The 26,343-nt window shown below is 42.8% G+C and carries 22 protein-coding genes, 1 tRNA gene and 1 pseudogene; 15 read left to right on the top strand and 9 right to left on the bottom strand.

Going from position 1 to position 26,343, the window contains the following annotated elements; all coding sequences use genetic code 11:
- Positions 1–42: 42 nt before the first annotated feature.
- Entirely contained in the window at positions 43–1,986 is a 1,944-nt protein-coding gene (ligB, locus tag AACQ38_RS17525) for an NAD-dependent DNA ligase LigB (RefSeq protein WP_242685618.1), read from the top strand.
- Here the strand turns inward: ligB and AACQ38_RS17520 are convergent.
- Positions 1,980–2,597 carry a trimeric intracellular cation channel family protein gene (locus AACQ38_RS17520; RefSeq protein ID WP_113026531.1) on the bottom strand — a complete coding sequence of 206 codons (618 nt, stop codon included), beginning with the start codon at positions 2,595–2,597 and terminating at the stop codon, positions 1,980–1,982. The genes ligB and AACQ38_RS17520 overlap by 7 nt on opposite strands.
- A gap of 133 nt (positions 2,598–2,730) precedes the next feature.
- Between AACQ38_RS17520 and AACQ38_RS17515 the strand changes: the two genes are divergently transcribed.
- Positions 2,731–4,020: a DUF3748 domain-containing protein gene (locus AACQ38_RS17515; RefSeq protein WP_165578694.1), complete on the top strand. Its 1,290-nt coding sequence runs from the start codon at positions 2,731–2,733 to the stop codon at positions 4,018–4,020.
- A 62-nt stretch (positions 4,021–4,082) separates the two neighbouring features.
- On the opposite strand, the gene AACQ38_RS17510 is transcribed toward AACQ38_RS17515, so the two are convergent.
- The 3 genes from AACQ38_RS17510 to AACQ38_RS17500 all read right to left on the bottom strand — a co-directional run bounded on the left by AACQ38_RS17510 (position 4,083) and on the right by AACQ38_RS17500 (position 7,290).
- The gene (locus tag AACQ38_RS17510; protein WP_011144687.1) at positions 4,083–4,403 is read right to left on the bottom strand and encodes a YceK/YidQ family lipoprotein; all 321 of its coding nucleotides are present in this window, start codon (positions 4,401–4,403) and stop codon (positions 4,083–4,085) included.
- 870 nt (positions 4,404–5,273) lie between these two features.
- Positions 5,274–6,527, bottom strand: a complete 1,254-nt coding sequence (locus AACQ38_RS17505; RefSeq protein WP_011144689.1) for a valine--pyruvate transaminase — start codon at positions 6,525–6,527, stop codon at positions 5,274–5,276.
- 205 nt (positions 6,528–6,732) lie between these two features.
- Entirely contained in the window at positions 6,733–7,290 is a 558-nt protein-coding gene (locus tag AACQ38_RS17500; protein WP_041379871.1) for a DNA-3-methyladenine glycosylase I, read from the bottom strand.
- Positions 7,291–7,501: 211 nt separating this feature from the next.
- Here AACQ38_RS17500 and glyQ point away from each other — a divergent pair, with 211 nt between their 5' ends.
- The 4 genes and pseudogenes from glyQ (at position 7,502) to AACQ38_RS17480 (ending at position 11,006) form a co-directional block, all read left to right on the top strand.
- Positions 7,502–8,416: a glycine--tRNA ligase subunit alpha gene (glyQ, locus tag AACQ38_RS17495; RefSeq protein WP_011144691.1), complete on the top strand. Its 915-nt coding sequence runs from the start codon at positions 7,502–7,504 to the stop codon at positions 8,414–8,416.
- A gap of 9 nt (positions 8,417–8,425) precedes the next feature.
- Complete coding sequence (gene glyS, locus AACQ38_RS17490; protein ID WP_165578693.1) at positions 8,426–10,495, top strand: glycine--tRNA ligase subunit beta; 2,070 nt, start codon at positions 8,426–8,428, stop codon at positions 10,493–10,495.
- A 63-nt stretch (positions 10,496–10,558) separates the two neighbouring features.
- A pseudogene (locus AACQ38_RS17485) lies at positions 10,559–10,770 on the top strand (type II toxin-antitoxin system RelB/DinJ family antitoxin).
- Between the two features lie 159 nt (positions 10,771–10,929).
- Positions 10,930–11,006 (top strand) — tRNA-Pro (locus tag AACQ38_RS17480).
- A 106-nt stretch (positions 11,007–11,112) separates the two neighbouring features.
- Here AACQ38_RS17480 and AACQ38_RS17475 read toward each other — a convergent pair.
- The 3 genes from AACQ38_RS17475 to AACQ38_RS17465 form a co-directional block, all read right to left on the bottom strand.
- On the bottom strand, positions 11,113–12,336 hold the full coding sequence (locus AACQ38_RS17475; RefSeq protein ID WP_165578692.1) for a cytochrome P450, cyclodipeptide synthase-associated: 1,224 nt from the start codon (positions 12,334–12,336) through the stop codon (positions 11,113–11,115).
- Between the two features lie 85 nt (positions 12,337–12,421).
- Positions 12,422–13,198, bottom strand: a complete 777-nt coding sequence (locus AACQ38_RS17470) for a tRNA-dependent cyclodipeptide synthase (RefSeq protein ID WP_242685617.1) — start codon at positions 13,196–13,198, stop codon at positions 12,422–12,424.
- Positions 13,199–13,263: 65 nt separating this feature from the next.
- Entirely contained in the window at positions 13,264–13,464 is a 201-nt protein-coding gene (locus AACQ38_RS17465) for a hypothetical protein (RefSeq protein WP_162265317.1), read from the bottom strand.
- Positions 13,465–13,878: 414 nt separating this feature from the next.
- Between AACQ38_RS17465 and AACQ38_RS17460 the strand changes: the two genes are divergently transcribed.
- From AACQ38_RS17460 to AACQ38_RS17425, 8 genes are all read left to right on the top strand, one after another.
- Positions 13,879–14,799 (top strand): EamA family transporter, encoded by a 921-nt coding sequence (locus AACQ38_RS17460; RefSeq protein WP_011144696.1) that lies wholly within the window; start codon positions 13,879–13,881, stop codon positions 14,797–14,799.
- A gap of 602 nt (positions 14,800–15,401) precedes the next feature.
- The gene (dppA, locus tag AACQ38_RS17455; protein ID WP_011144697.1) at positions 15,402–17,009 is read left to right on the top strand and encodes a dipeptide ABC transporter periplasmic-binding protein DppA; all 1,608 of its coding nucleotides are present in this window, start codon (positions 15,402–15,404) and stop codon (positions 17,007–17,009) included.
- 118 nt (positions 17,010–17,127) lie between these two features.
- Positions 17,128–18,147, top strand: a complete 1,020-nt coding sequence (dppB, locus tag AACQ38_RS17450; RefSeq protein WP_165578691.1) for a dipeptide ABC transporter permease DppB — start codon at positions 17,128–17,130, stop codon at positions 18,145–18,147.
- Positions 18,148–18,157: 10 nt separating this feature from the next.
- Entirely contained in the window at positions 18,158–19,057 is a 900-nt protein-coding gene (gene dppC / locus AACQ38_RS17445; RefSeq protein ID WP_011144699.1) for a dipeptide ABC transporter permease DppC, read from the top strand.
- A 12-nt stretch (positions 19,058–19,069) separates the two neighbouring features.
- Positions 19,070–20,050 (top strand): dipeptide ABC transporter ATP-binding protein, encoded by a 981-nt coding sequence (gene dppD, locus AACQ38_RS17440; protein WP_058588547.1) that lies wholly within the window; start codon positions 19,070–19,072, stop codon positions 20,048–20,050.
- Entirely contained in the window at positions 20,047–21,066 is a 1,020-nt protein-coding gene (dppF, locus tag AACQ38_RS17435) for a dipeptide ABC transporter ATP-binding subunit DppF (RefSeq protein WP_011144701.1), read from the top strand. The genes dppD and dppF overlap by 4 nt, the downstream gene beginning before the upstream one ends.
- Positions 21,067–21,428: 362 nt before the next feature.
- Entirely contained in the window at positions 21,429–22,136 is a 708-nt protein-coding gene (locus AACQ38_RS17430; protein WP_165578690.1) for a HAMP domain-containing protein, read from the top strand.
- 178 nt (positions 22,137–22,314) lie between these two features.
- Positions 22,315–23,805 carry an insulinase family protein gene (locus tag AACQ38_RS17425; protein WP_165578689.1) on the top strand — a complete coding sequence of 497 codons (1,491 nt, stop codon included), beginning with the start codon at positions 22,315–22,317 and terminating at the stop codon, positions 23,803–23,805.
- A gap of 43 nt (positions 23,806–23,848) precedes the next feature.
- Here the strand turns inward: AACQ38_RS17425 and AACQ38_RS17420 are convergent, their stop codons facing one another.
- Entirely contained in the window at positions 23,849–24,055 is a 207-nt protein-coding gene (locus tag AACQ38_RS17420) for a 2-hydroxymuconate tautomerase family protein (protein ID WP_011144704.1), read from the bottom strand.
- Positions 24,056–24,110: 55 nt separating this feature from the next.
- Positions 24,111–25,103, bottom strand: a complete 993-nt coding sequence (gene yhjD / locus AACQ38_RS17415) for an inner membrane protein YhjD (RefSeq protein ID WP_011144705.1) — start codon at positions 25,101–25,103, stop codon at positions 24,111–24,113.
- A gap of 329 nt (positions 25,104–25,432) precedes the next feature.
- Between yhjD and AACQ38_RS17405 the strand changes: the two genes are divergently transcribed.
- Positions 25,433–25,906 carry a hypothetical protein gene (locus AACQ38_RS17405; protein WP_165578688.1) on the top strand — a complete coding sequence of 158 codons (474 nt, stop codon included), beginning with the start codon at positions 25,433–25,435 and terminating at the stop codon, positions 25,904–25,906.
- Positions 25,907–26,343: the final 437 nt, after the last annotated feature.

Raw genomic sequence — 26,343 nt, 5'->3', positions numbered from 1 at the left:
AACCTCTGTCTTCGATGAGAACCTCTGGGGCGGGAATCGTTGATGGCAGCCCTGAATCAAATATTAAATACATCAGGCTTTCACCATAAATATCCGCTCTGTGTAATGTATGAAAAAGTCCGCTACCTTGGGATTTCAGGCAGTTATTCTTCGAAGCGCTTCGCAAAGTTATTATCTCTGCCTTGGACAGCATCTCTTTATCCTCTATTTTGTTGTTATGCATGGATAGCCAAGGAGCAACGGATGCTTAATTTATTGATATTAATTCTGTTCATTGTTTTCAGTTCACCGATAGTTGCAGCTGAAATTTTTGTTTCGAATACAGAAAAGAATTGCCCCGAATGGTCGCAGGACAAATTACAACGTGAAACTAACAGCTTGATGCAACAGATGGCGCACTGGGATCAGCTCTATCGTCAGAAAGGGATCAGCGAGATCGATGATGAGGTTTATGATCAATTAATGTCGGAGCTGACTCATTGGCAATTCTGTCTGAAACAAGCACCCCATTCAGATTTTCCTGTGGAAGTTTTTCCTGATAATAAGCTTGTTCATCCGGTTGCTCATACCGGATTAAGTAAACTGAAAGACAAGCAGGAAATTAACCGATGGTTGCACGGTAGATTACCTGTCTGGTTACAGCCAAAGATTGATGGTGTAGCGGTAACATTGGTTTATCAGAACGGGAAACTTGTTTCATTAATCAGCCGGGGCAATGGTGCCGAAGGGGTAAATTGGACAGCAAAAAGCCGATATATTCCCGATATTCCGCAGAATATAGAAAATGCTCCACCTGATTTGGTATTGCAAGGAGAACTCTTTCTGCATAAAGAGGAGCATAGACAGCAATTATTGGGGAGTGATGGCGCTCGTAATCGGGTTGCGGGTTTGATGATGCGTAAGGACCATTCGTCAGAATTAAAACAAATAGGTTTGTTTATCTGGAGCTGGCCGGATGGCCCTGCGGAGATGGAAAGTAAATTGCGCAAACTGGCAGATATGGGGTTTCCATTGGCGCTTCGCTACAGTCATAAAATAGAGGAACCAGAGCAGGTGCAGAAACTGCGGATGCACTATTTTGAACAACCCATGCCTTTTGCTACAGACGGTATCGTGCTGAAACAGGAAATTGAACCTAAAGGAAACCAGTGGCGGTCTGGATCTAACAGTTGGGCTGTGGCATGGAAACACCCTTTACGCCATCAGGTTACACAAGTCAGGGAAGTTAATTTTACTATTGGCAGAACGGGCAAAATCTCAGTGGTTCTTGGGCTGGATAAAGTGAAACTGGATGATCGGCAGATAAGCAGAGTCAATATTGGTTCTGTTCGTCGTTGGCGGCAGTTGGATGTATTACCGGGGGATCAGGTGACGCTGACATTGGCAGGCCATGGTATCCCGAAATTAGCTCAGGTGGTATGGCGGATCAAAGAGCGTCAGGATATTCAGCCACCGGATAAGCAGCATTATCATGCACTAAGTTGTTTGACGTTAACGGTGGGTTGTGAACAACAATTTAATGCACGATTGAAATGGCTTGGTGAAAATCTGCAAATGACAGGTGTCAGTAGCGGTAGTTGGGTAATGTTGACCGACCGGAAGTTAGTCACTGATTTAACCGGTTGGTTAGCGCTTTCAGCTCAACAAATTGCGGACTTACCAGGAATCGGAGATAAACGGGCACAGGCTATTTATTCGCAATTCAGCAAGGCAAAAAATCAGCCTTTTTCCTACTGGATGAAAGGGATTGGAGTGCCTTATATGGATAAGCTGTCTGATAATGTTTATCACTGGCAGCAACTGGAGCAGAAATTAGCCGCGGCACAATTAAAACAACAGCTTACTGTCGGGCAGTTGAAAAAGTTGTCTGATTTTGTCAATGACAAGCAGATTAAAGCGATTGCAGAGAAACTGTCAGTGGCAGGGATAACGGGTTTTGACCGGGAAAACGGGGTCGTAGTTAACCCCGCTGATATGGTTCAGTGATCGGAGTGTTCGTAATTAAAGACCGGTAATCCAAGACGGTAGCGAATAGCAACCAATCTTGCTGTCAGACCGGCGATCAGGGTAATCAGAACAATGCCGTTTTGCGGTAACGGTGTGTGCTGTAAGCCAATATATAACCAGGCGGCGGTAAAGGAGACACCCGCATAGATCTCTTTCTGGAAAACCAACGGAATGGTGTTACACAACATATCGCGTAACACACCACCGAAAACACCGGTAATAACCGCCGCAATGGAAGCAATGATTGGGCCATAGCTCATATCCAACGCAATCTGAGCGCCAAGAATGGAGAAGACAATCAAGCCAATGGCATCAAGGATCAGAAACAGGCGGCGCAAATGCTTCATCATCGGCGCAACCCAAGTGGTGATTACGGCGGCACAGGCAACGGTGACGATATATTCAGGATGCTTAACCCAACCGAGGGGATAATGCCCTAGTAGTATATCTCGAACGGAGCCACCGCCAATCGCCGTTACGGAAGCAATAATAATCACGCCGAACATATCCATTTTACGGCGGCCCGCAGCTAAAGCCCCGGTCATCGCTTCAGCAGTAATACCGATGATATAAAGAACACTTAGTAACATAGAAATGAAATGTACGTAGCATAAAAAAGTAAGAGTAATGTCGAAGTGGTAAAGTCTCGACTGAAATTTTTTAGTTCCATCCATTTCGGATTAATATTATTTATCCGAAAAAACCTGATGCAAGGATAATAAAATGGCCTTTCAGGAACGGCAAATCACGTTAGATAACCGTAGCCACCAGCTTACTAATATTAATATCTGGACACCAGACAGCCAATGGTTAGCTTATGATGTTCGTCCCAACGGTGCTTCTTTTACTGGTTTAACGATAGAAAAAATTCATGTGCAGAGTGGAAAAACAGAAATTATCTATCAGGCAAAGGAGGGCGCTCATGTTGGCGTGGTGACAGTCAGCCCAACAGAACCTGTCCGATATGCGTTTATTCATGGGCCAGAATGCCCAGATGAGCAATGGCACTATGACTTTCATCACCGTCGGGGCGTCATTGTCAGTGAGGATTCTTCGGGAAAAGCGGTTACGCTGGATGCAATGGATATTACTGCCCCTTATACCCCGGGAGCGTTGCGCGGAGGCAGTCACGTTCATGTATTCAGCCCGGATGGTAGCCGTCTAAGTTTTACTTATAACGACCATGTTATGCATAAGCTTGATCCAGCGCTGGATTTGCGCAATATCGCCGTGGCTGTGCCCCTCAAACCAGTTGAACCACCTAAGCACCATCCCCGTGAATATGATGGTAGCTATTTCTCCGTTGTGGTTAGTATTACTACTTTCCGGCCGGAGCCGGGCAGTGATGATATTAACCGCGCCTATGAAGAGTGTTGGGTAGGTCAAGCAGGATATCGTAAAGCGGATGGTAATTGGCAGCGTTGGGCATTGGCATTTATTGGCGATACTATTTCTGCAACAGGGGAAAAAGTACCGGAAGTCTATATCGTTGATTTACCTGAACAGGATGCTGATTATGCGATAGCAGGGGAAAAACCGCTGCAAGGTACGGAAACAACGTTACCTGCGCCGCCTGCCAGTGTAATGCAGCGTCGTTTGACATTGACCAGCCACAAACGCTGGCCGGGAGTCGTGAATAACCCGCGTCACTGGTTGCGTGCTTCACCGAATGGTGAACAGATTGGTTTTCTAATGAAAGATGATAATGGTATTGTGCAATTGTGGACAATATCGCCAAATGGTGGCGAGCTACGTCAAATAACTCAGAGTTACTGTGGCATTCAATCTGCTTTTAGTTGGGAAAATAGTGGTCAGTTTGTTGCTTTTATTTGTGATAACAGTGTGATGCTGTGCGATGTACAAAATGGTCAGATGCAACGTTTGACAAAGCGTACAGAAAAAGCGCCTGCTGCGGATGCGGTGGTGATTTCACCGGATAGTCATCATATTGCATTTATGCGTGAAGTCGATGGTTATATGCAAATTTTCCTAGTGGAAACCGGATTGAAATAAATATATTTGCCGTCAGTTCACTCTCCGCTGGTGGCAATAAATAAACCGGAACGGATTATCAATTAATTGGTTTTGGTTTGACGCTGTGCTTTTTCTATTTTTTCAATTCGCTCTTTTGGTGAACTTGTTGATTGATCTTCGTCAGATTTTATATAGTCATAAGGTAATAAGAGAGTATCTAATAGCGCAGAAAAAGGCAGATCAATCGCGAGTAATGGTTTCATTACCCAACCCGTATCTTTGTCTTTTAACATTTCAATGTTAGCTTTAGCTCCGGGATAATAACCGCGGCTAGGCCCTGAATGTGTCATGATGCTGGTGCACCCGCTAATTAACAACCATCCTAATGTGACGCAAAATAGAATTAATTTATTATTCTTCATTGGTTCTATCGATCTCGTATAGCTAAGCCGCTGAAATAGTTTGCTCTTGCATAAGCTTGTTGGGTAATTTTTATTTTCCCAAATCTCTTAATGAAGAGTTTTGATATCAATCACTATAATCAGGTTATACAACATTGACCATAGCCCTGATATCAAAAAGTCGTGAATTTTTTATGTAACAGGATTTTTTTCTGTTTTTTAATTAATAAAAAATAATGTAAGTCATCATGATGATTTGGATAATCTATACCCGTTATCTTTCAAGTTGCTTCTTTGTTAATGGCACTTGCTCACCCCGGTCACATCGTTATCGTGAGTGTTGTGCTCCTTTGGGGGGTGATAAATCCTTATAATTTGTGTGATTAACTGCATCATGGCTATTTAATTTCTGACAGAATCAGTAAGTAAACAGAACTAATCTCCCGGTTTTTTAACTTTTGTTAAAGAATTTGATAGCCAAAATGGTTGTAGTCGCGAAATTTTGCAAACCATGAATATTGCAGTTCGTAACCCAAACTTGAATGGGTTATGTATGCAGGATATTCCCCTACTTAACCGTGATAATACGGAAACTGAATAAGCAGTTTGGCATATCGGCTGAAAGTCTCATTAATGCGTAATGTACTCTTGCATTAGCCATCAGTAAACGCACAAAAACACGCCTATTCGAGGCATTGGATTTAGAAATTTCTGATTGAATAGAGGCTGCTTAAGGAGAGTGGGCAAACAAGGCGTGTTTCTTTCTCTTCTTTATGCACAAAGCATTCTACAAATTCTGAAAATAATTATGTAAAGTCCTCGTTATCATTTTGCTCCTGCATTTCCGGGCAGGAGCTTTTTTACTATATTGATTTAATTACTATATTGATTTCAGGCTGCTTGCTGATGTGCCCGCTCAATTTCTTCTGCCAAAATCGCAATCCCTTTGGCAATACTTTCCGGATCAGGAACATAATTCATACGCATGCATTCATGAGCATGCGGCCAGTCTTGTTCCAATCCGGGGAAGAAATAGTGACCTGGAACCATTAACACACCACGTTTTTTCAGTCTTTGATAAAGCGTTTCTGTGGTTATCGGCAGATTTTTAAACCACAGCCACAAAAAAATGGCACCTTCTGGTTTATGGATAAGGCAAAGTTCCGCCGGTAGATAACGACGGATAATCTGAATCACGTCTTGAACCCGTTGTTGATAGAACGGGCGGATAATTTCCTGTGACAAACGAAGCAGGTCATTGCGACGGATCATTTCCAATGCCATTGCGGGGCCGACACCGCCCGGCGCAAGGCTGATGATACCATTCATGTTACTGACGGCATTGATGATTTTATCGTTAGCGATAATGATTCCGCAGCGTGAACCGGGCAGCCCTAATTTGGATAGGCTCATGCACAGAATAGTATTAGGGTTCCACAATGGTGTAGCTTCGCTAAAAATAATACCCGGGAATGGCACGCCATAAGCATTATCAATGAGTAATGGAATCTGGTGTTGTTGAGCCAGATAATCTAGCCGTTGTAACTCTTCATCAGTGATAACGTTACCCGTTGGGTTGGTTGGGCGAGAAACACAGATCAGGCCAATATCTTCGGTAATATTGAGATGGTCAAAATCAACATGATATTTGAATTGGCCTTCTGGCAAGAATTCAATATTGGGTTTATTGGCAACAAATAAGCCTTCATCCAGCCCTGAGTCAGAATAACCAATATATTCCGGTGCTAGTGGAAACAGCACTTTGCGGACAGAGCCATCTTCTCCGCGCCCAGCTAGCAGGTTAAATAGATAAAAGAACGCACTTTGGCTGCCATTGGTCAAGGCAATATTTTGTGTACCAATTTCCCAGCCAAGTTTTTCGCGCAGCATCTCTGCCAATGCTCGAATTAGCGTATCTTTACCCTGAGGGCCATCATAGTTGCATAGTGTTTCCGTGAGTTGGCCGCTTGCGACCATCTCTGTCAGTAATTGCTGAAAATAGTCATCCATTTCCGGGATATGTGCCGGATTACCACCACCCAGCATAATTGCACCAGGTGTCCGCAACCCTTGATTAAGGTCATTCATCAGGCGGGTTATACCTGCGTCTTGTGTAAACTTGTTACCGAATTGAGAAAAAATCATAGCCGTGTTCGTTGTCGGTGTGTTATTTAAAGTAGAAGAAATAACACCATACCCTTCGTATTATCGAGGTGCAATCTGGAAAATTATGACTATTAATTATTTAATATGGCATTTAATTTAACATTTAAAATAAAGAGCTAAATGTTTGGTTAATATCCAGTTTTATTATTGGTGTTAATCTTGAGACTATTGTAATTCACTGAATTTATTTTCTACATAAACAGTCAGTTATATGGTCATTGACCAAGCCAGTTGCCTGCATAAATGCATAGCAAGTGGTACTGCCGATAAATTTAAACCCCCTTTTTTTCAGAGCTTGTGATAACTCATCTGAAAGATCTGTTTTTATCGGCACCTCTGTGATGGTTTTCCACTGATTAATAATCGGTTTGTTATCAACAAAACGCCAGATAAAGGTGCTGAATTCTTCACCCTGTTGTTGCATTTTAAGATATGCCCGCGCATTGTTGATAATAGCGTTAATTTTGGCGCGATTGCGGACAATAGCGGGATCAAGCATCAGCCGTGCCACATCATTTTCATCCATGACGGCAATTTTTACCGGGTCAAACTGATGAAAACATTTACGATAGCCTTCGCGTTTTTTCAGAATAGTCAGCCATGATAGCCCAGATTGTTGCCCTTCCAGGCAAATCATTTCAAACAACTTTTGGCTATCTTGTAGCGGTTTCCCCCATTCATTGTCGTGATAAGCCAGATATTGAGGATCAGAGGTAACCCAATGGCAGCGTGTTAATTCCATACGTGTTAATTCCAATAGTCGTTACTTTCAGTATGAGTGGTTGGTCATTGACAGTACCTTAACTGTATAGATATACAAGTAAAATAACCAAATTGAGATTTTTTTATTTCAAGGCGAAATTAAGAGCGAATTCAGTGCTGTATATCTTAAAGTCAAAGGGTATACTGGCCTACTTCCTTTCAAATTCATATGTATCGCGTGCGGATCCAACATGCAAAAGTTTGATACCAAGACCTTTCAGGGGCTGATCCTGACATTACAGGATTATTGGGCGCGCCAGGGCTGCACCATTGTCCAACCACTGGACATGGAAGTTGGCGCGGGTACTTCTCATCCCATAACTTGCCTGCGTGCACTTGGCCCGGAGCCAATTGCTGCTGCTTATGTACAACCTTCTCGCCGTCCGACCGATGGCCGTTATGGTGAAAACCCTAACCGTTTACAGCATTACTATCAGTTTCAGGTCATTATTAAACCATCCCCAGACAATATTCAGGAATTGTATCTGGATTCTCTGAAGGCGCTAGGGTTAGACCCGACGGTTCATGACATCCGTTTTGTTGAAGATAACTGGGAAAACCCAACGTTAGGCGCTTGGGGATTGGGTTGGGAAGTGTGGCTTAACGGGATGGAAGTGACTCAGTTTACTTACTTCCAACAGGTAGGTGGTCTTGAGTGTAAACCTGTCACGGGTGAGATCACTTACGGTCTTGAGCGTCTGGCAATGTATATCCAAGGCGTAGACAGTGTTTATGATCTGGTTTGGTGTGATGGCCCGCTGGGCAAAACCACCTATGGCGATATTTATCATCAAAATGAAGTGGAACAATCCACTTATAATTTTGAACATGCAGATGTTGATTTCCTGTTTACCTGCTTCGAACAATATGAAAAAGAGGCTCAGGACCTGCTGGCATTAGAAACGCCGCTACCGTTGCCAGCTTATGAACGTATTCTCAAAGCGGGCCATACATTCAACTTGCTGGATGCCCGTAAAGCTATCTCGGTGACTGAACGCCAGCGTTATATCCTGCGCATTCGCACCCTGACCAAAGCTGTTGCCGAAGCATATTATGCCTCCCGCGAGGCGTTAGGCTTCCCTATGTGTAACAAGAATCAGAACTAAGAGGCTGTCATGACTCAACAGACTTTCCTGGTGGAAATCGGCACAGAAGAGTTGCCGCCGAAGGCTCTTCGTTCATTAGCTGAAGCATTTGCTGCTAATTTTGCGGCGGAGTTGGATAACGCGAATTTAGCGTATGGTGAAATCAGTTGGTTTGCCACGCCGCGTCGTCTGGCACTAAAAGTTGCTAATCTGGATGAGGCGCAAGCTGATCGTGAAGTCGAAAAACGCGGTCCAGCGATTGCTCAGGCATTTGATACTGAGGGTAAACCGACAAAAGCGGCTGAAGGTTGGGCTCGCGGTTGTGGTATCACGGCTGCTCAGGCTGAACGTTTAGTGACAGATAAAGGCGAATGGCTGTTGTATCGTGCGCTGGTTAAAGGCCGTAGTGTCAAAGAGTTGCTGGCGGCTATGGTTAACAGTGCACTAAATAAGTTGCCAATTCCTAAATTGATGCGTTGGAGCGATAAAGAGACTCAGTTTGTTCGCCCAGTTCATACCGTTACCATGTTGTTTGGTGATGAACTGATTGAAGGCGAAATTCTGGGTATTAAATCCGCACGTGTCATTCGTGGTCACCGCTTTATGGGTGAATCTGAATTTGCGATTGATAATGCAGAGCAGTATCCAGAGATTTTGCAGCAACGTGGTAGAGTGCTTGCAGATTATACAACCCGTAAGGTACTCATTAAGCAGGATGTAGAACAGGCGGCGATTAAGCTAGGCGGCGTTGCTGATATCAGTGACAGTTTACTGGAAGAGGTGACTTCATTGGTTGAATGGCCGGTTGTGCTGACAGCGAAATTTGAAGAGAAATTCCTTGAAGTGCCAGCCGAAGCATTGGTTTACACCATGAAAGGTGACCAGAAATACTTCCCGGTTTACGACAATGCGGGCAAATTGATGGCAAACTTTATCTTTGTTGCCAACATTGACTCTTCTGATCCACAACAAATCATTGACGGTAACGAGAAGGTGGTTCGTCCACGTTTGGCCGACGCAGAATTTTTCTTTAAGACGGATCGTAAACAGCGTCTGGAAGATAATTTACCTCGTCTGGAGACGGTTTTGTTCCAGAAACAACTTGGTACTTTGCGTGATAAAACGGATCGTATTCAGGCGTTGGCCGGTTGGATTGCAGAGAAAATTGGCGCTGATGTGAATCATGCTACCCGTGCGGGTTTGTTGTCCAAATGTGACTTGATGACCAACATGGTATTTGAGTTCACCGATACACAAGGTGTGATGGGAATGCATTACGCCCGTCATGACGGTGAAGCAGAGGATGTTGCTCTGGCATTGAATGAGCAGTATCAGCCGCGTTTTGCGGGGGATGAACTGCCTTCTACAGGCGTTTCTTGTGCGTTAGCGATCGCTGACAAAATGGATACTCTGGCGGGTATTTTTGGTATTGGTCAGCATCCGAGAGGCGATAAAGATCCGTTTGCGCTGCGTCGTGCTGCGTTGGGTGCTCTACGTATTATCGTTGAGAAAAAATTGCCACTGGATTTGCAGACACTGACAGAAGAAGCAGTTCGCCTGTATGGTGACAAGCTGACAAATGCCAAGGTTACGGATGATGTGGTGGAATTTATGCTTGGCCGTTTCCGTGCTTGGTATCAGGAGCAGGGCTACCGCGTCGATACCATTCAAGCGGTATTAGCACGTCGTCCAACGCAGCCTGCTGATTTCGATGCTCGTGTTAAAGCGGTGACCCACTTCCGTACACTGGATGAAGCCGCAGCGTTAGCCGCGGCGAATAAGCGCGTTTCTAACATTCTGGCGAAGTCTGAAGAGACATTGAACGAGAAAGTAGATGTTTCTACGTTGAAAGCGCCAGAAGAGGTGAAACTGGCAACGCATCTGATAGTTTTACAGGATAAACTCGCACCTCTATTTGCTAAAGGTCGCTATCAGGAAGCGTTGGTTGAGTTGGCATCTTTGCGTGAAGTTGTTGATGCTTTCTTTGACAATGTGATGGTGATGGATGAAGACTTACAGGTGCGAGTAAATCGCTTAACTTTGTTAAGTGAGTTGCGTGACTTGTTCCTGAGAGTGGCAGATATTTCGTTACTGCAATAATGACCTGAAATAGTCAATTCCGGCTGTTGTGAAATGCGATAGCCGGAACTTAATGCCCTTGGCATTGATTTTACCGAGGTTTTGGTTGGTATGGGGTTAACCTATCTGATCTGGAGCGTATCACCTTGACTAAAGTTGCGAAGGAAAAAGCATTACCGTTTGAAATGCGAGCACCTAATAAATTGACTGCCGAAACTTTGGCTAAGAGTGATCGTGGTGAAGACATTCGTCAGGCAAAGGATGCTGATGATTTATTCGATCAGCTTGGTATCTGATGCGTCAGCCAAGATATTCAAGTCAATTTAAGCGTGATGTGAAATCTGTGAGAAAGTGCGACATCACTGGCTTTCAGTTGTTTTTATCAGCAACTAATCTCTGGTTATCAAAAAGGTATTGACGGCCTGTAGCGAGCGCAGTAAGATTCGGCTCGTTTTCGGCGAGTAGCGCAGCTTGGTAGCGCAACTGGTTTGGGACCAGTGGGTCGGAGGTTCGAATCCTCTCTCGCCGACCAGAATTTAGAGAACCCCGCTTTTTGAGCGGGGTTTTTTCTTTTGTGCTTCATTCGTTAACAGTAGTGAAAATTCAACGTCTCTACGGTGATTTTCAGATAAAGGCGACTATTCCTTGATAGCAGAAGATGCTATTGGATCAAAACTCAAAAGGAGTTTAGAAGGTCCTCGTGTATACACGCCTGTTTCTTGATAATGATAGTTATCAGCAAAACGTAAATTGGGCAGGCGATCCAAAATAATATTGGATGAAACTTCCAACTGACTGAGTGAAAATGCAGCCGCAGCACAGGCATGAGTACCTGCACCAAAAGCTAAATGTCTTTTTCGATTTGCTTTCTGTGGAGAAGTGGTATTTTTTCTTCGATATAGATCAAATTCATTTGGTTTGTGAAAAACCGATGGATCACGATTAGCTGCGCCAATCATACAAAATACTACAGCGCCTTTAGGTATATCGATACCAGAAATAGTGACGTCTTCACTCGCCTCTCTTGGAATGAGTTGTACGGGGGATGTCAGACGTAAAGTTTCTTCAAATGCATCTCGAACTAAGCTGCGATCTTTGAGAACTACATCAAGCATACTCGGATTAGATATTAAGTGATTAAGCATCATTGCTAATATCTTGTCAGCAGGTTCTGTAGCCGCTAATAGAATGTTTAAACACAGTGCTGTAATTTCACTCATGGACATCGCTGTATCTTGACAGAATATAGATATAATGTCCTTACTGGGATTACGCCGTCTCTGATCTATTATAGGCTTTAGTAAGCGAATTAATTTCTGACTACATTCAAGACTGTGCATTTTTTCTAGTTCTGTTTGGTCAAACTGGGTAATAAAACTGGCGATACCCTTGTGCCATTCAGCTATATCACGATAGTTATCACTTGGCAGTCCGAGAATACCTAATGTCACTAATACGGCATAATCGCGGCCAAAGTCATTAACAATATCTATATTTCCTTTTTCCATATAAGGTTGTAAGAGATCTTCAGTAATCTTTCGAATCATGGGTTCGTAGTAGCGATTAAAATAATCTCTTGAAAGTCCTTGCATTATGAATTTTCGTTTACACGCATGCTCTTCACCTTCCATTTGAGCAAGAACGCGATCCCCCATAACCGGTTCGGCAAGTGCAGTTAATGGCTTAGTATTGAAAATTGAGGATTTTAAAATAGCGTCAACATCCTCATATTTGCCAATAAAATAGCTATTTTGGGATTGTTCAAAATAAACTAAATCTTGTTTATGCAAAATGTCGTAAAAATCGTAAGGATTTTTTATGAATTTGGGATCGTGAATGTTGAAAGAGCTTAATTTAGCCATTATTTTGCTTCCTTTCTAAAGATATTTGGTACTAAGAGCGTATTAACTTTAAACGCAGTGACTATTTCATCAGACTGTTTGTGTTTTATAATTGAGTGACGATTCCGTAACTTTGTTTATCTGCTACTTGTATAGGATAACTACCGTTAAATAACCCTTTTCCGATTGACCAAGGGCGGTGATAAAGTAACGTAGAATACTTTACCCCAAGTAATCGAGGGGTATTGAGGTAAAAAGGAATTTCAGCGAAAATATATGGCAACGCTTTATATACTAATTGTAGGTCAATTTGACCAAAGTATTGCCCAGTACCTTTTAGTCGCCCTTTTATGGCTTGAAAGGACATATCAAGACAGCTTTTTTTAAAAGATTCTGATTCATTAAACGCGTTTTCAACTTGTGTTTTAAGAGATTGGTAGTCATGGTTTAGTGAAAAGTCACTAAATTGGATGACTCTGATTTGCTTACTTTTCAATGTTGCTGTGGAAATAACATAATCAAGGTTACGTAAATGACGTCTAATTTCGCGATGTGTTTTCTTGATAGCTTTAACATTATCAATTCCACTAGCGACTAAAAGGCGTGAAGCTTCACGTTCACAAGGTAATAATATGTCGACTTGTCGGAAATAATGACTTGACCACTGAATAAGGTCCACTACATAGTCTTTTGAAAAACGCGAGTTAAAGGGGTTTATCCCTATTAGCGCGTGATCACCTTTTTGAATAATTTGGTCACAACGAGAGGTTTCACCTTGGATAGTAAATGATAGTGAACTCTCGTGCAGCAATGTTGAATGGACTGATAATATTTGATTGTTCGTTTCTTTTAAGCATTTTTTTTCAGTAGATAACATTTCCATTGACTTTCCATTTTTTAATGTAATTCCACATAATCCTGTATAAATTACGCTATTTAACTTGAGATTTATTTAATCTCTTGTATCAGTAATCCTGTAGGAAAATTACGTATATACCCGTCATCTTTCAAGTTGCTTCTGTGTTGGCTACACTCGCTCACCCCGGTCACATAGTTCTCTATACTCCCGGGGATTCTCTCCCTTGCCGCCGCGATGCATCTTGAAATCCATAGGGTATAGACTAATAATATCATAGTAAAAAATAACATTTAATTACTATCCATGATATTTAATTTATCCATCTGAGAAATATATCTCATTCATTAAATGACTTGTTTGAAAAAACATAAGAATAGTGTATGAATATTATATTCTATGAGCATCAAATGGAATGTAAATATGAAATTAAATGACATAGGTAACATAGTTTTACTAGAAATTAATAAGTTTAGAATAAACGATAATCGAGTATTTTCGAAGCGTGAATATCAAAATTTTATCAGTAGGCATAAAGACAGGATATTTTTGCATATCGTTAATACGTTAGAAAAAGAAGGTAAGATACGGCTAAACATGACATTGATGGACTGTTCGACAGGAAATATTAAAGATGAATCCGCAATAACAAAAGGAATCAAATATCGGAAATTTAATTTTTGGAATAAGAGAATAATAGGTGATATATGTCTTCATATAATGGCGTAATATATGGGGTTATTTTTTGCCTCATCAGTGCAGCATTTGATGTGTTTGTTGCGTATTTAACACAATCGATAAATTCAGCTATTGTTATCTTTTATTGCTTTATATCATCTACTTTATTATTTATGATGATAAGTATTTTCAAAGGGATTGATCAATTAATTGTGAAGGTCCGCAAGAACACCTTATTGGTGTTAATTGTTAATATCTCAATTCTATTAAATTGGGGGGGGTTAATCATTTCGCTACGTTTTCTTGAGCCTGCAATAGTGGGGGTAGCTTCAGTGGCTTGTGGTCCTGCGATAACAATCCTCCTTTCATCTTTTATCGATAAAAACGAGGCAAAAACAGAAAAATTGGAAGTCGTCATATCTTGGTTAGTTCTCATTGGTGTAGGTGTGATGCTAGTGAATGTATTTTTAGGAAATAGTGGATTATCATCAACCTCAACTCAGGATAGGATTATTGGCATTGTTAGTGTGATAATTGGTGCTGTAGGAACGGTATTATACACTATTTTTTCTAAGAAATTATTCAAGGAAAAATGGCAAACATATGAGATATTGTCTGTTAGAAGTATTTTAATGGTAATACTTTCATTTTGTTATATTTCACTCTCCGATGTTTCTCTTAGTTTGAATATTGATATGATTCTTCCGATGTTGATTCTTGTTGCTGTCGGGCACTTACTTCCAATTTATCTCGTACTGAAGGCAATTAATGCCATTACCCCCCTTCATGTCTCTTTATTATTTTTACTGATACCTGTATTTACGATTCTTTTCCAATATCTTGATTCACGTATCGCGTTTTCTGTTGAAAGTTTGATTGCAGCTTCGGTTATAGTTTCTTTATTAATCATTCTTGGTGTAAGTAAGATAAAAAAGACAAATAGGGTATAAAGATGTTATCCAACAAAATTATGAAGAAATTAGGAGAATTGAAGAATGAGGTGAATATTTGAAACCTATCTAGCATTAATAGCGACCTGATAATGGCAACGGTCGTTAATTTACTAGTTAATTATTAATGAAACCAGAAGCGATGAAAAGTAGATAAACGAGTAACGGGTTTTTGTATTTATTTATATTATTAATGTTATACTTATTTAACTTATTTTTCAGGTGCCGACTTTATTCGGCACACAGCATTTTATGCCAGTTATCATCTTTTTCTCTGAAATAATCGTTTACTAATTAATCAAACAGCCACAAATTTTGCGCACAAGTTAACAGTGGTTAATCCTGCATCCATGAGCTTTTTATGGTCTTTTTGTCTATAAAATGTGCGCATTGTCATGTTTTTGTGCTAACTATGTTAATTATTAGTTTCCTTTGTGTTTTCCTGTTGTTTATGACATCTGTTGAGATCTTATTGACGCAAGAGACAACAGTTGTTTAATTGATAAGCTGAAAATAATAAACAAAATCTAGACAGCGCAGTTTCTGACAGGAAGTGCGGATTCTGGCTGTACATAACAACATCACAAATGGAGTGCAAGAAAATGACAACTTTCTCTAAAAGAGCGAAGTTATTGAAGCTAGGGGTCAGTTTAGTTGCATTGGCCGTAACCGCCAGCGTTCAGGCAAAAACATTGGTTTACTGCTCCGAAGGCTCACCGGAAGGCTTTAATCCACAATTGTTCACCGCTGGCACAACTTATGATGCCAGCTCCAGACCACTGTATAACCGTTTGGTTGAGTTCAAAACAGGTACAACTGAAATTATCCCGAGCCTGGCTGAAAGATGGGATATTAGCGATGATGGTAAAGTTTACACTTTTCATCTGCGCAAAGGTGTTAAGTGGCACGATAGCAAAGACTTCAAACCAAGCCGAGAATTTAATGCTGATGATGTGATCTACACTTTCATGCGGCAAAAAGATGCAAATCACCCATACCACAAGGTGTCAGGCGGCAGCTATGAATATTTCATTGGCATGGGTATGAGTGAGATGATCAATAAGGTTGAAAAAGTAGACGATTATACTGTCCGGATTGAATTGAGCCGCCCGGAAGCCCCATTCCTGGCTGACTTAGGCATGGATTTCGCCTCTATTATGTCAGCAGAATATGCAGATAAGATGATGAAAGCCGGTACACCGGAGAAAGTCGATCTGAATCCAATTGGTACAGGACCGTTCCAGTTGGTGCAATATCAGAAAGATTCTCGCATTCTGTATAAAGCCTTCAAAGAATATTGGGGAGATAAAGCCAAAGTTGACCGGCTAGTTTTCTCTATTACTCCTGATGCATCCGTTCGTTATGCAAAATTACAGAAAAACGAATGTCAGATCATGCCATATCCAAATCCGGCGGATATTGCCCGCATGAAACAGGATAAAGATATCGTTTTGCTGGAACAGCCGGGTCTGAATGTCGGTTATGTCGCTTTCAATGTCATTAAAAAGCCATTGGATAACGTCAAAGTTCGTCAAGCGTTGACGATGGCAGTCAATAAAGATGCTATCGTTGAAGCGGTTTATCAGGGCGCTGGTCAGAAAGCCAAAAATCTGATCCCACCAACCATGTGGGGTTACGACAATGATCTTAAAGATTATCAGTACGATCCAGAAAAAGCGAAACAGCTCCTAAAAGAAGCAGGGATGGGAAGTGGTTTTACCATTGATCTGTGGGCAATGCCGGTACAGCGTCCATACAACCCGAATGCCCGTCGTATGGCTGAAATGGTCCAGGCTGACTGGGGAAAAATTGGTGTTAAGGCCAAAATTGTCAGCTATGAATGGGGCGAATATTTGAAGCGAGCTAAAGATGGCGAGCATCAAATTGTCATGATGGGTTGGACGGGAGACAATGGTGATCCAGATAACTTCTTCGCAACTTTGTTTAGCTGTGCAGCCAAAGAGCGAGGTTCCAACTACTCTAAATGGTGTTACAAACCGTTTGAAGATGCTATACAGCCAGCCCGCATCGTTTCTGAGCATGCTAAACGTGTTGAGCTTTATAAACAGGCTCAAGCTGTGATGCACGAACAGGTTCCAGCCCTGATTGTGGCTCATTCCACGGTATATGAACCGATCCGTAAAGAGGTCAAAGGTTACGTCGTTGATCCTCTAGGCAGACATATTTTCAGCAACGTGTCTCTCGAATAATCCTGTTCTGACTTAAGGTATTGATTAAATTGTGAGCCAAAGGGGGAAAGTCCTCCCCCTTATCAAGCCAAACGGCCTGAGAGCTGTAACCGGCATTTAAAAAAAGAGAGTTCGGGATATGTTGCAGTTCATACTCCGACGTCTGGGGTTGGTAATCCCAACGTTTATTGGCATTACTTTACTGACTTTTGCTTTTGTCCATATGATCCCCGGCGATCCGGTGACCATTATGGCCGGGGAACGTGGAATATCGGCTGAGCGTTATGCCCAGCTAATGGCCGAAATGGGGTTGGATAAACCACTTTGGCAGCAATACTTTCATTATGTAAGTAATGTGTTACATGGTGATCTTGGTATCTCCATGAAAAGTCGTATCTCGGTGTGGGAAGAGTTTGTTCCCCGTTTCCAGGCAACGCTTGAACTGGGGATATGCGCCATGCTGTTCGCTATTGCTGTGGGTATTCCCGTTGGTGTCTTGGCGGCAGTAAAGCGTGGTTCTGTTTTTGATCATACTGCGATAGGACTTTCCCTAACCGGATACTCCATGCCGATCTTTTGGTGGGGGATCATGTTGATCATGCTGGTTTCTGTCCAGTTGGATCTGACACCGGTATCCGGGCGGATAAGCGACAGTGTTTTCCTTGATGACAGTTATCCGCTGACCGGTTTTATGCTGATCGACACACTATTCTGGGGTGAAGCCGGTGATTTTAAAGATGCGGTGATGCATATCATTTTGCCTGCCGTTGTCTTGGGGACGATTCCACTGGCAGTGATTGTCCGGATGACCCGCTCTTCTATGTTGGAAGTACTAGGTGAAGATTATATCCGTACTGCACGCGCTAAAGGTTTGAGTCGTATGCGTGTGATTGTGGTCCATGCGCTTCGCAATGCATTGCTGCCGGTTGTCACCGTTATCGGCTTGCAGGTGGGCATGATGCTGGCGGGGGCGATCCTGACTGAAACTATCTTCTCTTGGCCGGGGCTTGGACGCTGGCTGATCGATGCCCTTCAGCGCCGGGATTATCCGGTAGTTCAGGGCGGCGTATTACTGGTGGCGATCATGATCATCTTGGTTAACCTGATAGTTGACTTGCTATACGGCGTCGTTAACCCGCGTATCCGGCATAAGAAATAGGGAGCACATTATGTCTCAAGTGACTGAGCCTGCAAACAGTGCGCCTAAGATTATGACGCCGATGCAGGAGTTCTGGTATTACTTTAAGCGCAATAAAGGGGCCGTTGCTGGCTTGGTTTATATTGTGTTGATGTTGTTGGTTGCTCTGTTGGCGGGGGTGCTTGCCCCACACGGTGCGGCTGAACAGTTCCGCGATTCTTTGCTGACGCCACCGGCATGGCAGGAAGGGGGAAATTGGCAGTTTATTCTGGGTACTGATGATGTCGGGCGTGATTTACTTTCGCGTCTGATGTACGGCGCTCGGCTTTCATTGCTGGTAGGTTGTCTGGTGGTGGTGCTATCCCTATTGATGGGGGTTGTTCTGGGGGTGCTGGCGGGTTATTTCGGTGGTGTGGTGGATATTATCATCATGCGTATCGTTGATATTATGCTGGCATTGCCAAGCCTGTTGCTGGCTTTGGTACTGGTGGCGATATTTGGGCCATCCATTGTCAATGCTTCACTGGCGTTGACCTTTGTGTCTCTGCCACATTACATCCGTTTAACTCGTGCTGCGGTATTAGTCGAAGTTAACCGCGACTATGTGACGGCTTCACAGGTGGCGGGGGCGGGTTCCATGCGCCAGATGTTTATCAATATTCTGCCTAACTGTCTGGCACCACTGATTGTGCAGGCTTCTCTGGGTTTTTCTAATGCCATTCTTGATATGGCTGCTTTGGGTTTTCTGGGGATGGGTGCGCAGCCACCCACGCCGGAATGGGGAACAATGCTGTCTGATGTATTGCAGTTTGCACAAAGTGCCTGGTGGGTGGTGACATTCCCGGGGGTGGCGATTCTGCTGACCGTGTTGGCGTTTAACCTGATGGGTGATGGTTTGCGTGATGCACTTGATCCTAAACTCAAGCAGTAGTGAGGTGGCGAAATGGCACTGTTAAATGTAGAAAAATTATCGGTTCACTTTGGTGACGAAGAGGCACCATTCCGCGCCGTTGACCGCATCAGTTACCGAGTTGAGCAAGGGCAGGTTGTTGGGATTGTTGGAGAATCTGGTTCAGGTAAATCGGTGAGTTCATTGGCTGTAATGGGATTGATTGATTATCCGGGTAGAGTGGTGGCTGACAAACTGGAATTTAACCAGCGTGATCTGACCAAAATTTCTGAACAGGAACGTCGCCAACTGGTTGGTGCGGAAGTGGCAATGATCTTCCAAGATCCGATGACCAGCTTGAACCCCTGTTATACCGTTGGGTTTCAGATTATGGAGGCGCTGAAAGTGCATCAAGGCGGCAATCGCCGCACCCGACGCCAGCGGGCGATTGATCTGTTGACCTTGGTTGGTATCCCTGATCCGGCATCGCGTCTGGATGTGTATCCGCACCAATTATCGGGTGGTATGAGTCAACGGGTGATGATCGCAATGGCGATTGCCTGCCGGCCAAAATTACTGATTGCTGATGAACCGACAACCGCTTTAGATGTCACCATTCAGGCGCAGGTTATTGAACTGTTGTTGGAGTTGCAACAACGGGAAAATATGGCGCTAATATTAATCACCCATGACCTGGCATTGGTTGCAGAAGCTGCTCATCATATTATCGTGATGTATGCCGGGCAGGTGGTGGAATCCGCCAAGGCATCGGAAATCTTCCGGGCACCACGTCATCCGTATACTCAGGCGCTGCTTCGGGCATTACCTGAATTTGCTACGGATAAATCCCGTCTTGCCTCTTTACCGGGTGTTGTGCCGGGGAAATATGACCGGCCTATCGGGTGTTTACTGAATCCGCGTTGTCCCTATGCAAATGACCATTGTCGTCAGGTGGAGCCGGAATTAAGAACGGTAGGAGAACGTCAGGTGAAATGCCATATACCGTTGGATGATGCGGGGAGGCCGACAGTATGAGTGAGTATCTTTATCCGGCGCAGCAAATATCCACTGTGCCGTTATTAAAAGCGACAGATCTGAAAAAATATTATCCGATTAAAGGGGGGCTCTTTTCACCTGCGAGGACGGTAAAAGCGTTGGATGGCGTCTCTTTCGAATTGGAAAAGGGAAAAACGTTAGCCGTTGTTGGTGAATCGGGGTGTGGTAAATCCACGCTAGGGCGATTGCTGACGATGATTGAAAAGCCAACCGACGGGGAACTTTATTATCAGGGGCAAGATCTGCTGGTGCCAAATAAAGACTCTGAAAAGCTACGTCGTCAGAAAATCCAGATTGTGTTTCAAAATCCTTATGGTTCACTTAATCCGCGTAAGAAAGTTGGGCAGATTCTGGAGGAGCCTCTGCGGATCAATACCAAGTTAAACGCACAGGAACGTAAAGAGAAAGTGTTGCAGATGATGGAAAAAGTGGGGTTAAAAACCGAACATTACAGCCGTTATCCGCACATGTTCTCCGGTGGTCAACGCCAACGGATTGCGATTGCTCGTGGCCTAATGTTGGAGCCGGATGTGGTGATTGCGGATGAACCGGTTTCTGCGTTGGATGTCTCGGTGCGGGCACAGGTGTTGAACCTGATGATGGACTTACAACAAGAATTGGGGCTCTCTTATGTCTTTATTTCCCATGACTTGTCTGTGGTTGAACATATTGCTGATGAAGTGATGGTGATGTACCTCGGTCGTTGTGTGGAAAAAGGCAGTAAGGAGATGATTTTCAGTCATCCACGTCATCCCTATACACAGGCGTTATTATCAGCAACGCCAAGGCTGAATCCTGAATTACGCCGTGAACGGATAAAATTGACCGGCGAATTGCCCAGCCCAATGAATCCACCGCCCGGTTGTGCATTTGCCGCTCGTTGTCGCCGGGCACTTAGCGTTTGTACTCAGTTTCAGCCAAAATTGAATCAATATGGTGATCAACTGATCGCCTGTTTTGCGGTCGATCAGGATGAAAATGTTACGGTGGAATAATTGCTTGGCAATTATACCCTATGGATTTCAAGATGAATCGCGGCGGCAAGGGAGTGAATCCCCGGGAGCATAGCAAACTATGTGGTGACCGGGGCGAGCGAGTGCAGCCAACAAAGAGGCAACTTGAAAGATGACGGGTATATTCAATAAAACATCTTTGGTGATATTGGGTTAGCCGGTATCATCTTTTAAATATTTGCTTATATTTCTGGTAGCGACTTATCGCTACCAAGGACAATTATTTCAGAAAAATAACGACTTGGATAAGTGAAACAGGATCGCTAGCGATAAAATCAAGTATACTCAATTCCATTGATCACGTGTTATAACTGCGATATCCACAGGCATTGGTTTAAGTGAAAATGAAATTGCGCGTCAAACGTTCGTTAACCATTAAACAGATGGCCGCAGTGACCGGCGTCACGCTGGTGACCATTGCTATTTTTATTACGATTCAATTGTGTCATTTTATACAGCAACGTAAAGATGATTATATCAGCCAGCTTAATAATGCGGCAGTTCAGGTACAGGCACCTTTAACGGAAGCACTACTTAATTCCGATCTCAGTAAAGCAAAAGAGTTGCTGATAGGGCTGCGCACTGTAGGTATTTTAGGACGTGCGGATGTGGTGTTACCGGAGGATATCCGGGTGATACGATTGAGCTTTGCTACCCATCGCCCAATCCCCGAACTGGCTAAACGTGTTTTTGGGATCCCTGTGGAAGTGAGTATTCCTCTTCATGTTTATGGTTCAGTATCGACAGATGCTAAACCGCTAGGGCATCTGATTTTGCAAGTGGATTCCAACCGAGTATATCGTTTTGTCATTAATACGTTGGCACTGATGCTGACAACTTATTTATTACTGGCCCTTATCCTTACGGTGTCGATAAGCTGGTGTATCAACCGGATTATTATGCACCCATTACGTGACATTGCACGGGATCTTAATAACGAGCAACTATCAGAGCCAATGGCTTGCCCTAAATACCATCAGGATGATGAACTGGGCCTGCTGATCAGGGGATATAATCGTCAATTTGATAAGCATAAACCTCCGTCATCATGAAACCATTCATGGCGGTTTGAGGTCTAATCCTCTGTTATAAGCCTGACAGGATTTCGCCTGTTAAAATTCAGGTTTTTGCTTTTTCTACCGTTATTATTGGTCGAAGGGAACATATTCTGTCATCAATGGTTAAACCTTCGAAGGCTAAAACCAAGGATAGACATCTATAGGGGTTCACATGCAGGGTACGAAAATTCGTTATTTTATTGGTGGGATAATGCTGGCAGTTGCGGGCCAGACGCAGGCAGAAGCCTTGCAGCCTGACCCTGCCTGGAAACAAGGTAAACTGGAAAACGGTTTTAACTGGCAAATTTTGCAGACACCACAACGTCCTAACGACAGAATACAGTTGCGCCTGGTCGTGAAAACAGGGTCACTGGCGGAGAAAACCCAACAAACGGGTTATACCTGGTTGATTCCGAAAGTCGTACTCTTTAGTAGCAAAAGCTTATCTTCTACCAAATTAGAGCAGTTATGGAACAGTGCTATTGATCCAAAATACCCACTGCCTCCAGCGATTGTTTCATATGATTTCACACTCTATAGCTTGAGTTTGCCACATAATCGGCCTGAACTATTAAAAGACGCGTTGAACTGGCTGGCTGATGCTGCGGGCAAAGCGGTATTTACACCTGAGACACTGCAACATGCCATGAAAATGGCTGATACATCCGTTGCAACCTATCCACCCGATATACAAGATCCCGTGTGGCGTAGACGTTTGAAAGGTTCAACGCTGTTAGGGCACGATCCGGCACAAAACGCGCCTCAACCTATTGATTTGGAGAAGCTTAAACAGTTTTACCGGCAGTGGTATACCCCTGACATGATGACGTTATACGTTGCGGGACATGTAGATAGCCGTACTCTGCCGGAAAATATCAGCCTAGCATTTTCATCATTGAAAGGTAAACGCCATACTCCGGCCACTATTGCAGCGTTGTCACCAATGAAACCGGAGACCATCGGGATTATCAGCGATAAAAAGAAAGAAGATACTTTATCCTTGATTTGGGATCTCAATTGGCAGCCGATTAATGATTCGCATGTGCTTAATCACTATTGGATCAGTGATATCACCCGCGAGGCACTTTATCGCTATCTGCAACTTGGGCTGGAAAGAAAAAATGATAAAGCGTTGAAATTGGGGCTGGATTGTAAAGTCCAGTATCATCGTGCGAGCTGTGCCCTGAATCTCAACACGACAGCCGGTAATTTAAAACCCGCAATGGAGTATCTGGCGGCTGAATTGGTCACATTACGGGATAAAGGATTGCCGAAGGGACAATTTGATGAGCTATATGCGCAAAAACAAGCACAACTCAGCCAGTTGTTTGCCATGTATGCTCATACCAGTACGGATATTCTGATTAATCAGCGCCTTTTGTCCCAACAGAGCAATGTGGTGGATATCGCCCCTGAGCAGTATCAGCGTTTGAGACAAGCATTTTTAGCTTCCTTGACCCCAGAAATGCTTAATCGTGAATTGAAGCAGATCCTGTCGCAAGAGGTGGCATTTATTCTGATTCAACCGAAAGGGGAAGCGGAAATGGATGTCGACCAGTTAAGAAACAGCTTTAATCAGATTATGTCGCTGACACCACATAAGGATAAGGTTGATATTCCGGCACAACCACCGATGTCTAAGTCTGAGGCAAAAGCCTCTTAAAGCAACAAAAAGGGCGGACAATACCGCCCTTCATTATCGAAGGCTATTTTTTAGCTTCAGCTCTAAGCTCAGTCACATTCTTACCGCCGATTCCCCAGTTATCAGTATCGACTTCATCAATAATGACAAAAGTTGTCGCCGGATTTTTTCCTAATACATCGGCCAGTAACTGAGTAGCTCCTTCAATTAATTGCTTCTTTTGTTCTGCTGTAGCACCTTCACGGGTAATTCTGATATTAACAAACGGCATAAACAGCTCCTTATTCATTGGGTTATTATTAGCAGATCGCTCTGCCAGGGCACATTTATTCGGTATTTTTATGATTATTATCTGTGGTGGCTATCCAGGCAGCGCAGAATAGCGTTAAACGGGCGAATAGGTAGAAAAATGTCATCAGGCCGATAACAGATCCAAATGCGGCACCAGAAGGGGAATTGGCGAGGCGCGGCAATGTCATGGTCATAATATACTTGATCACTTCAAAACCTATTGCTGCCATCAATGTTCCTTTTAATAGCGCCTTACGTTCTGGCTGGTGGCGAGGTAGCACCCAGAATAGCCATAGGAAAAGCAGATAATTAGCTGAAATAGAAATGGCTAATCCAATCAAGAACCAAGATGGACGCAGCCATTCAATGCCATCTAGCCCTAACATCTTAACAATGGTTGCTTGGGCGGAGCCTGCGATAGAGGTCAGTGATAGCGTGATCACCAGCGCTAATAATAGCCCAATCAGAGAAATAGAATCACGAAAATATTTAAAATAGATTTTCTCATTATCTTCCTGATTTCGCACCCAGACAGGATGGAATTGGGCAAGAATGGCCTGACGTAAATTACTAACCCAATTCACACCGGAATACAGCGCAATTGCCAAACCGGTTAATCCCACGGTAGTACGTTGTTTAATTGCGGTATCGACACTATTTTTCAGCGTATTGGCAAGAGTCGGATCACTAATACTGTTGGCGATACTGTTAATCAGTCTTGCCAATAAATCAGGATTAGAGGCCAGAATAAAACCGGCAATGGCGAAAGAGAGCATCAGAATTGGGATAAGTGATAAGAAGGAAAAATACGTTATTGCCGCGCCAAACTGATTACCCATCCGATCATTAAAACGCAGCGTTGCACGGATAAAATGAGCGATAATAGGAATAGTGCGGATATAATTTCCTACTCTGACCGTCAGAGAAATCGCTTTTTTACCGTGACGAATTCCCTTTTCCAAAGGCGTTTTGGATAACCTTTTCGGCTGATGTTGGGTTGTTTCCTGTTTTTCTGTACGCTTTGGCATGCATAGCCTCAAATAGTTACCTTGCTTGAATATGAGTAATCTCATTATGCAATATTTCTACGAGATGATTCCGTTGTCAAATCTAAGTCACTTGTCAAAGTGATATGCCACCAGCTTAACGAAGAGGCATCTTGAAGGATAACGGGTATAGATATAATATTAACCAATGAAACAATAACTCAGGAGGTAATTAGTATGGCTGTATACCCAGATAGCAGTAATAGTATGTGTGGCAGGGATACTTTTAAAATTCATGGCGATAATAGGAAACATCCTGGAACAGGCTCTGACGGTTGTATTGTTCTTAATTTATCCATCAGGAAACAAATATGGGTCAGTGGCGATCACGATTTAACGGTCGAATAATATTACTATCGGTAGTTGTATTATCATTTTCAATATCTGCTATTGCCGCAGGGCCTGATTGTTCAGATATAAATGGATGGGCAACTCAGCTTACTGCGAATAGTTTGAATGACTTTGGTATTGATAGAAATAATATCGATTTTGATAAAACGCAAACATCATTAATTCTTTCTGAGAAATTAAATAAAAGTGAAATAGCTATTATTCTACAACGTGAAATAGCTAAGGCTGAAAGGGAAAAAGTACTGAATGATAAACATGAGTTTGATGATATTTATTTATCTCAGCCGATTTATAGGCAAATGTATCATGTAACATTTACCAACAAATCTAGGGATAAACTCAGTTTCATAACAACGACTTTAGCTTCAGATAATGAAAGCTCTATCGGTATAGAAAATATTTATCAAATTTCAAAGGAAATGCAAAAATATTGATGCTAACTTTATTTAAAAGCCGCTTTCATTGTGGCGGCTTATTATCTAACAATTCAAAGTATAAAGCGTACTTGTATTGAGTTAATATCCCCTATTCATGCATAGTGAGTACTCTCTGATTAAACATTTTCATGATTAGGTATATTGATATGCTGATAATCATCAATAAAAGCACTTTTAATGAAAAATTATATATAATAATGCTGGATAAATATGAGATTGGTATCCACATTAATGTTGAAACAGCTATTAAGATAATTGAAATTAATACTTTACGTGAAGTTTTTATCTTTTCGTTAGAGTAATTAATATCCTCTGATTGATATCTGTTTATCAATATATTAAACTCTCTACTTATCTTAATAGACATACTTAATAGCATAATGACTAGCATTATTGCCATAGCGTAATCCACATATCTAAGCAATGGATTATTG

This window comes from Photorhabdus sp. RW14-46 (assembly GCF_963887965.1).
GTDB classification, from domain to species: domain Bacteria; phylum Pseudomonadota; class Gammaproteobacteria; order Enterobacterales; family Enterobacteriaceae; genus Photorhabdus; species Photorhabdus laumondii.
The sequence above is the reverse complement of the archived record's forward strand: the minus strand, read 5'-3'. Positions and strand labels throughout refer to the sequence as shown.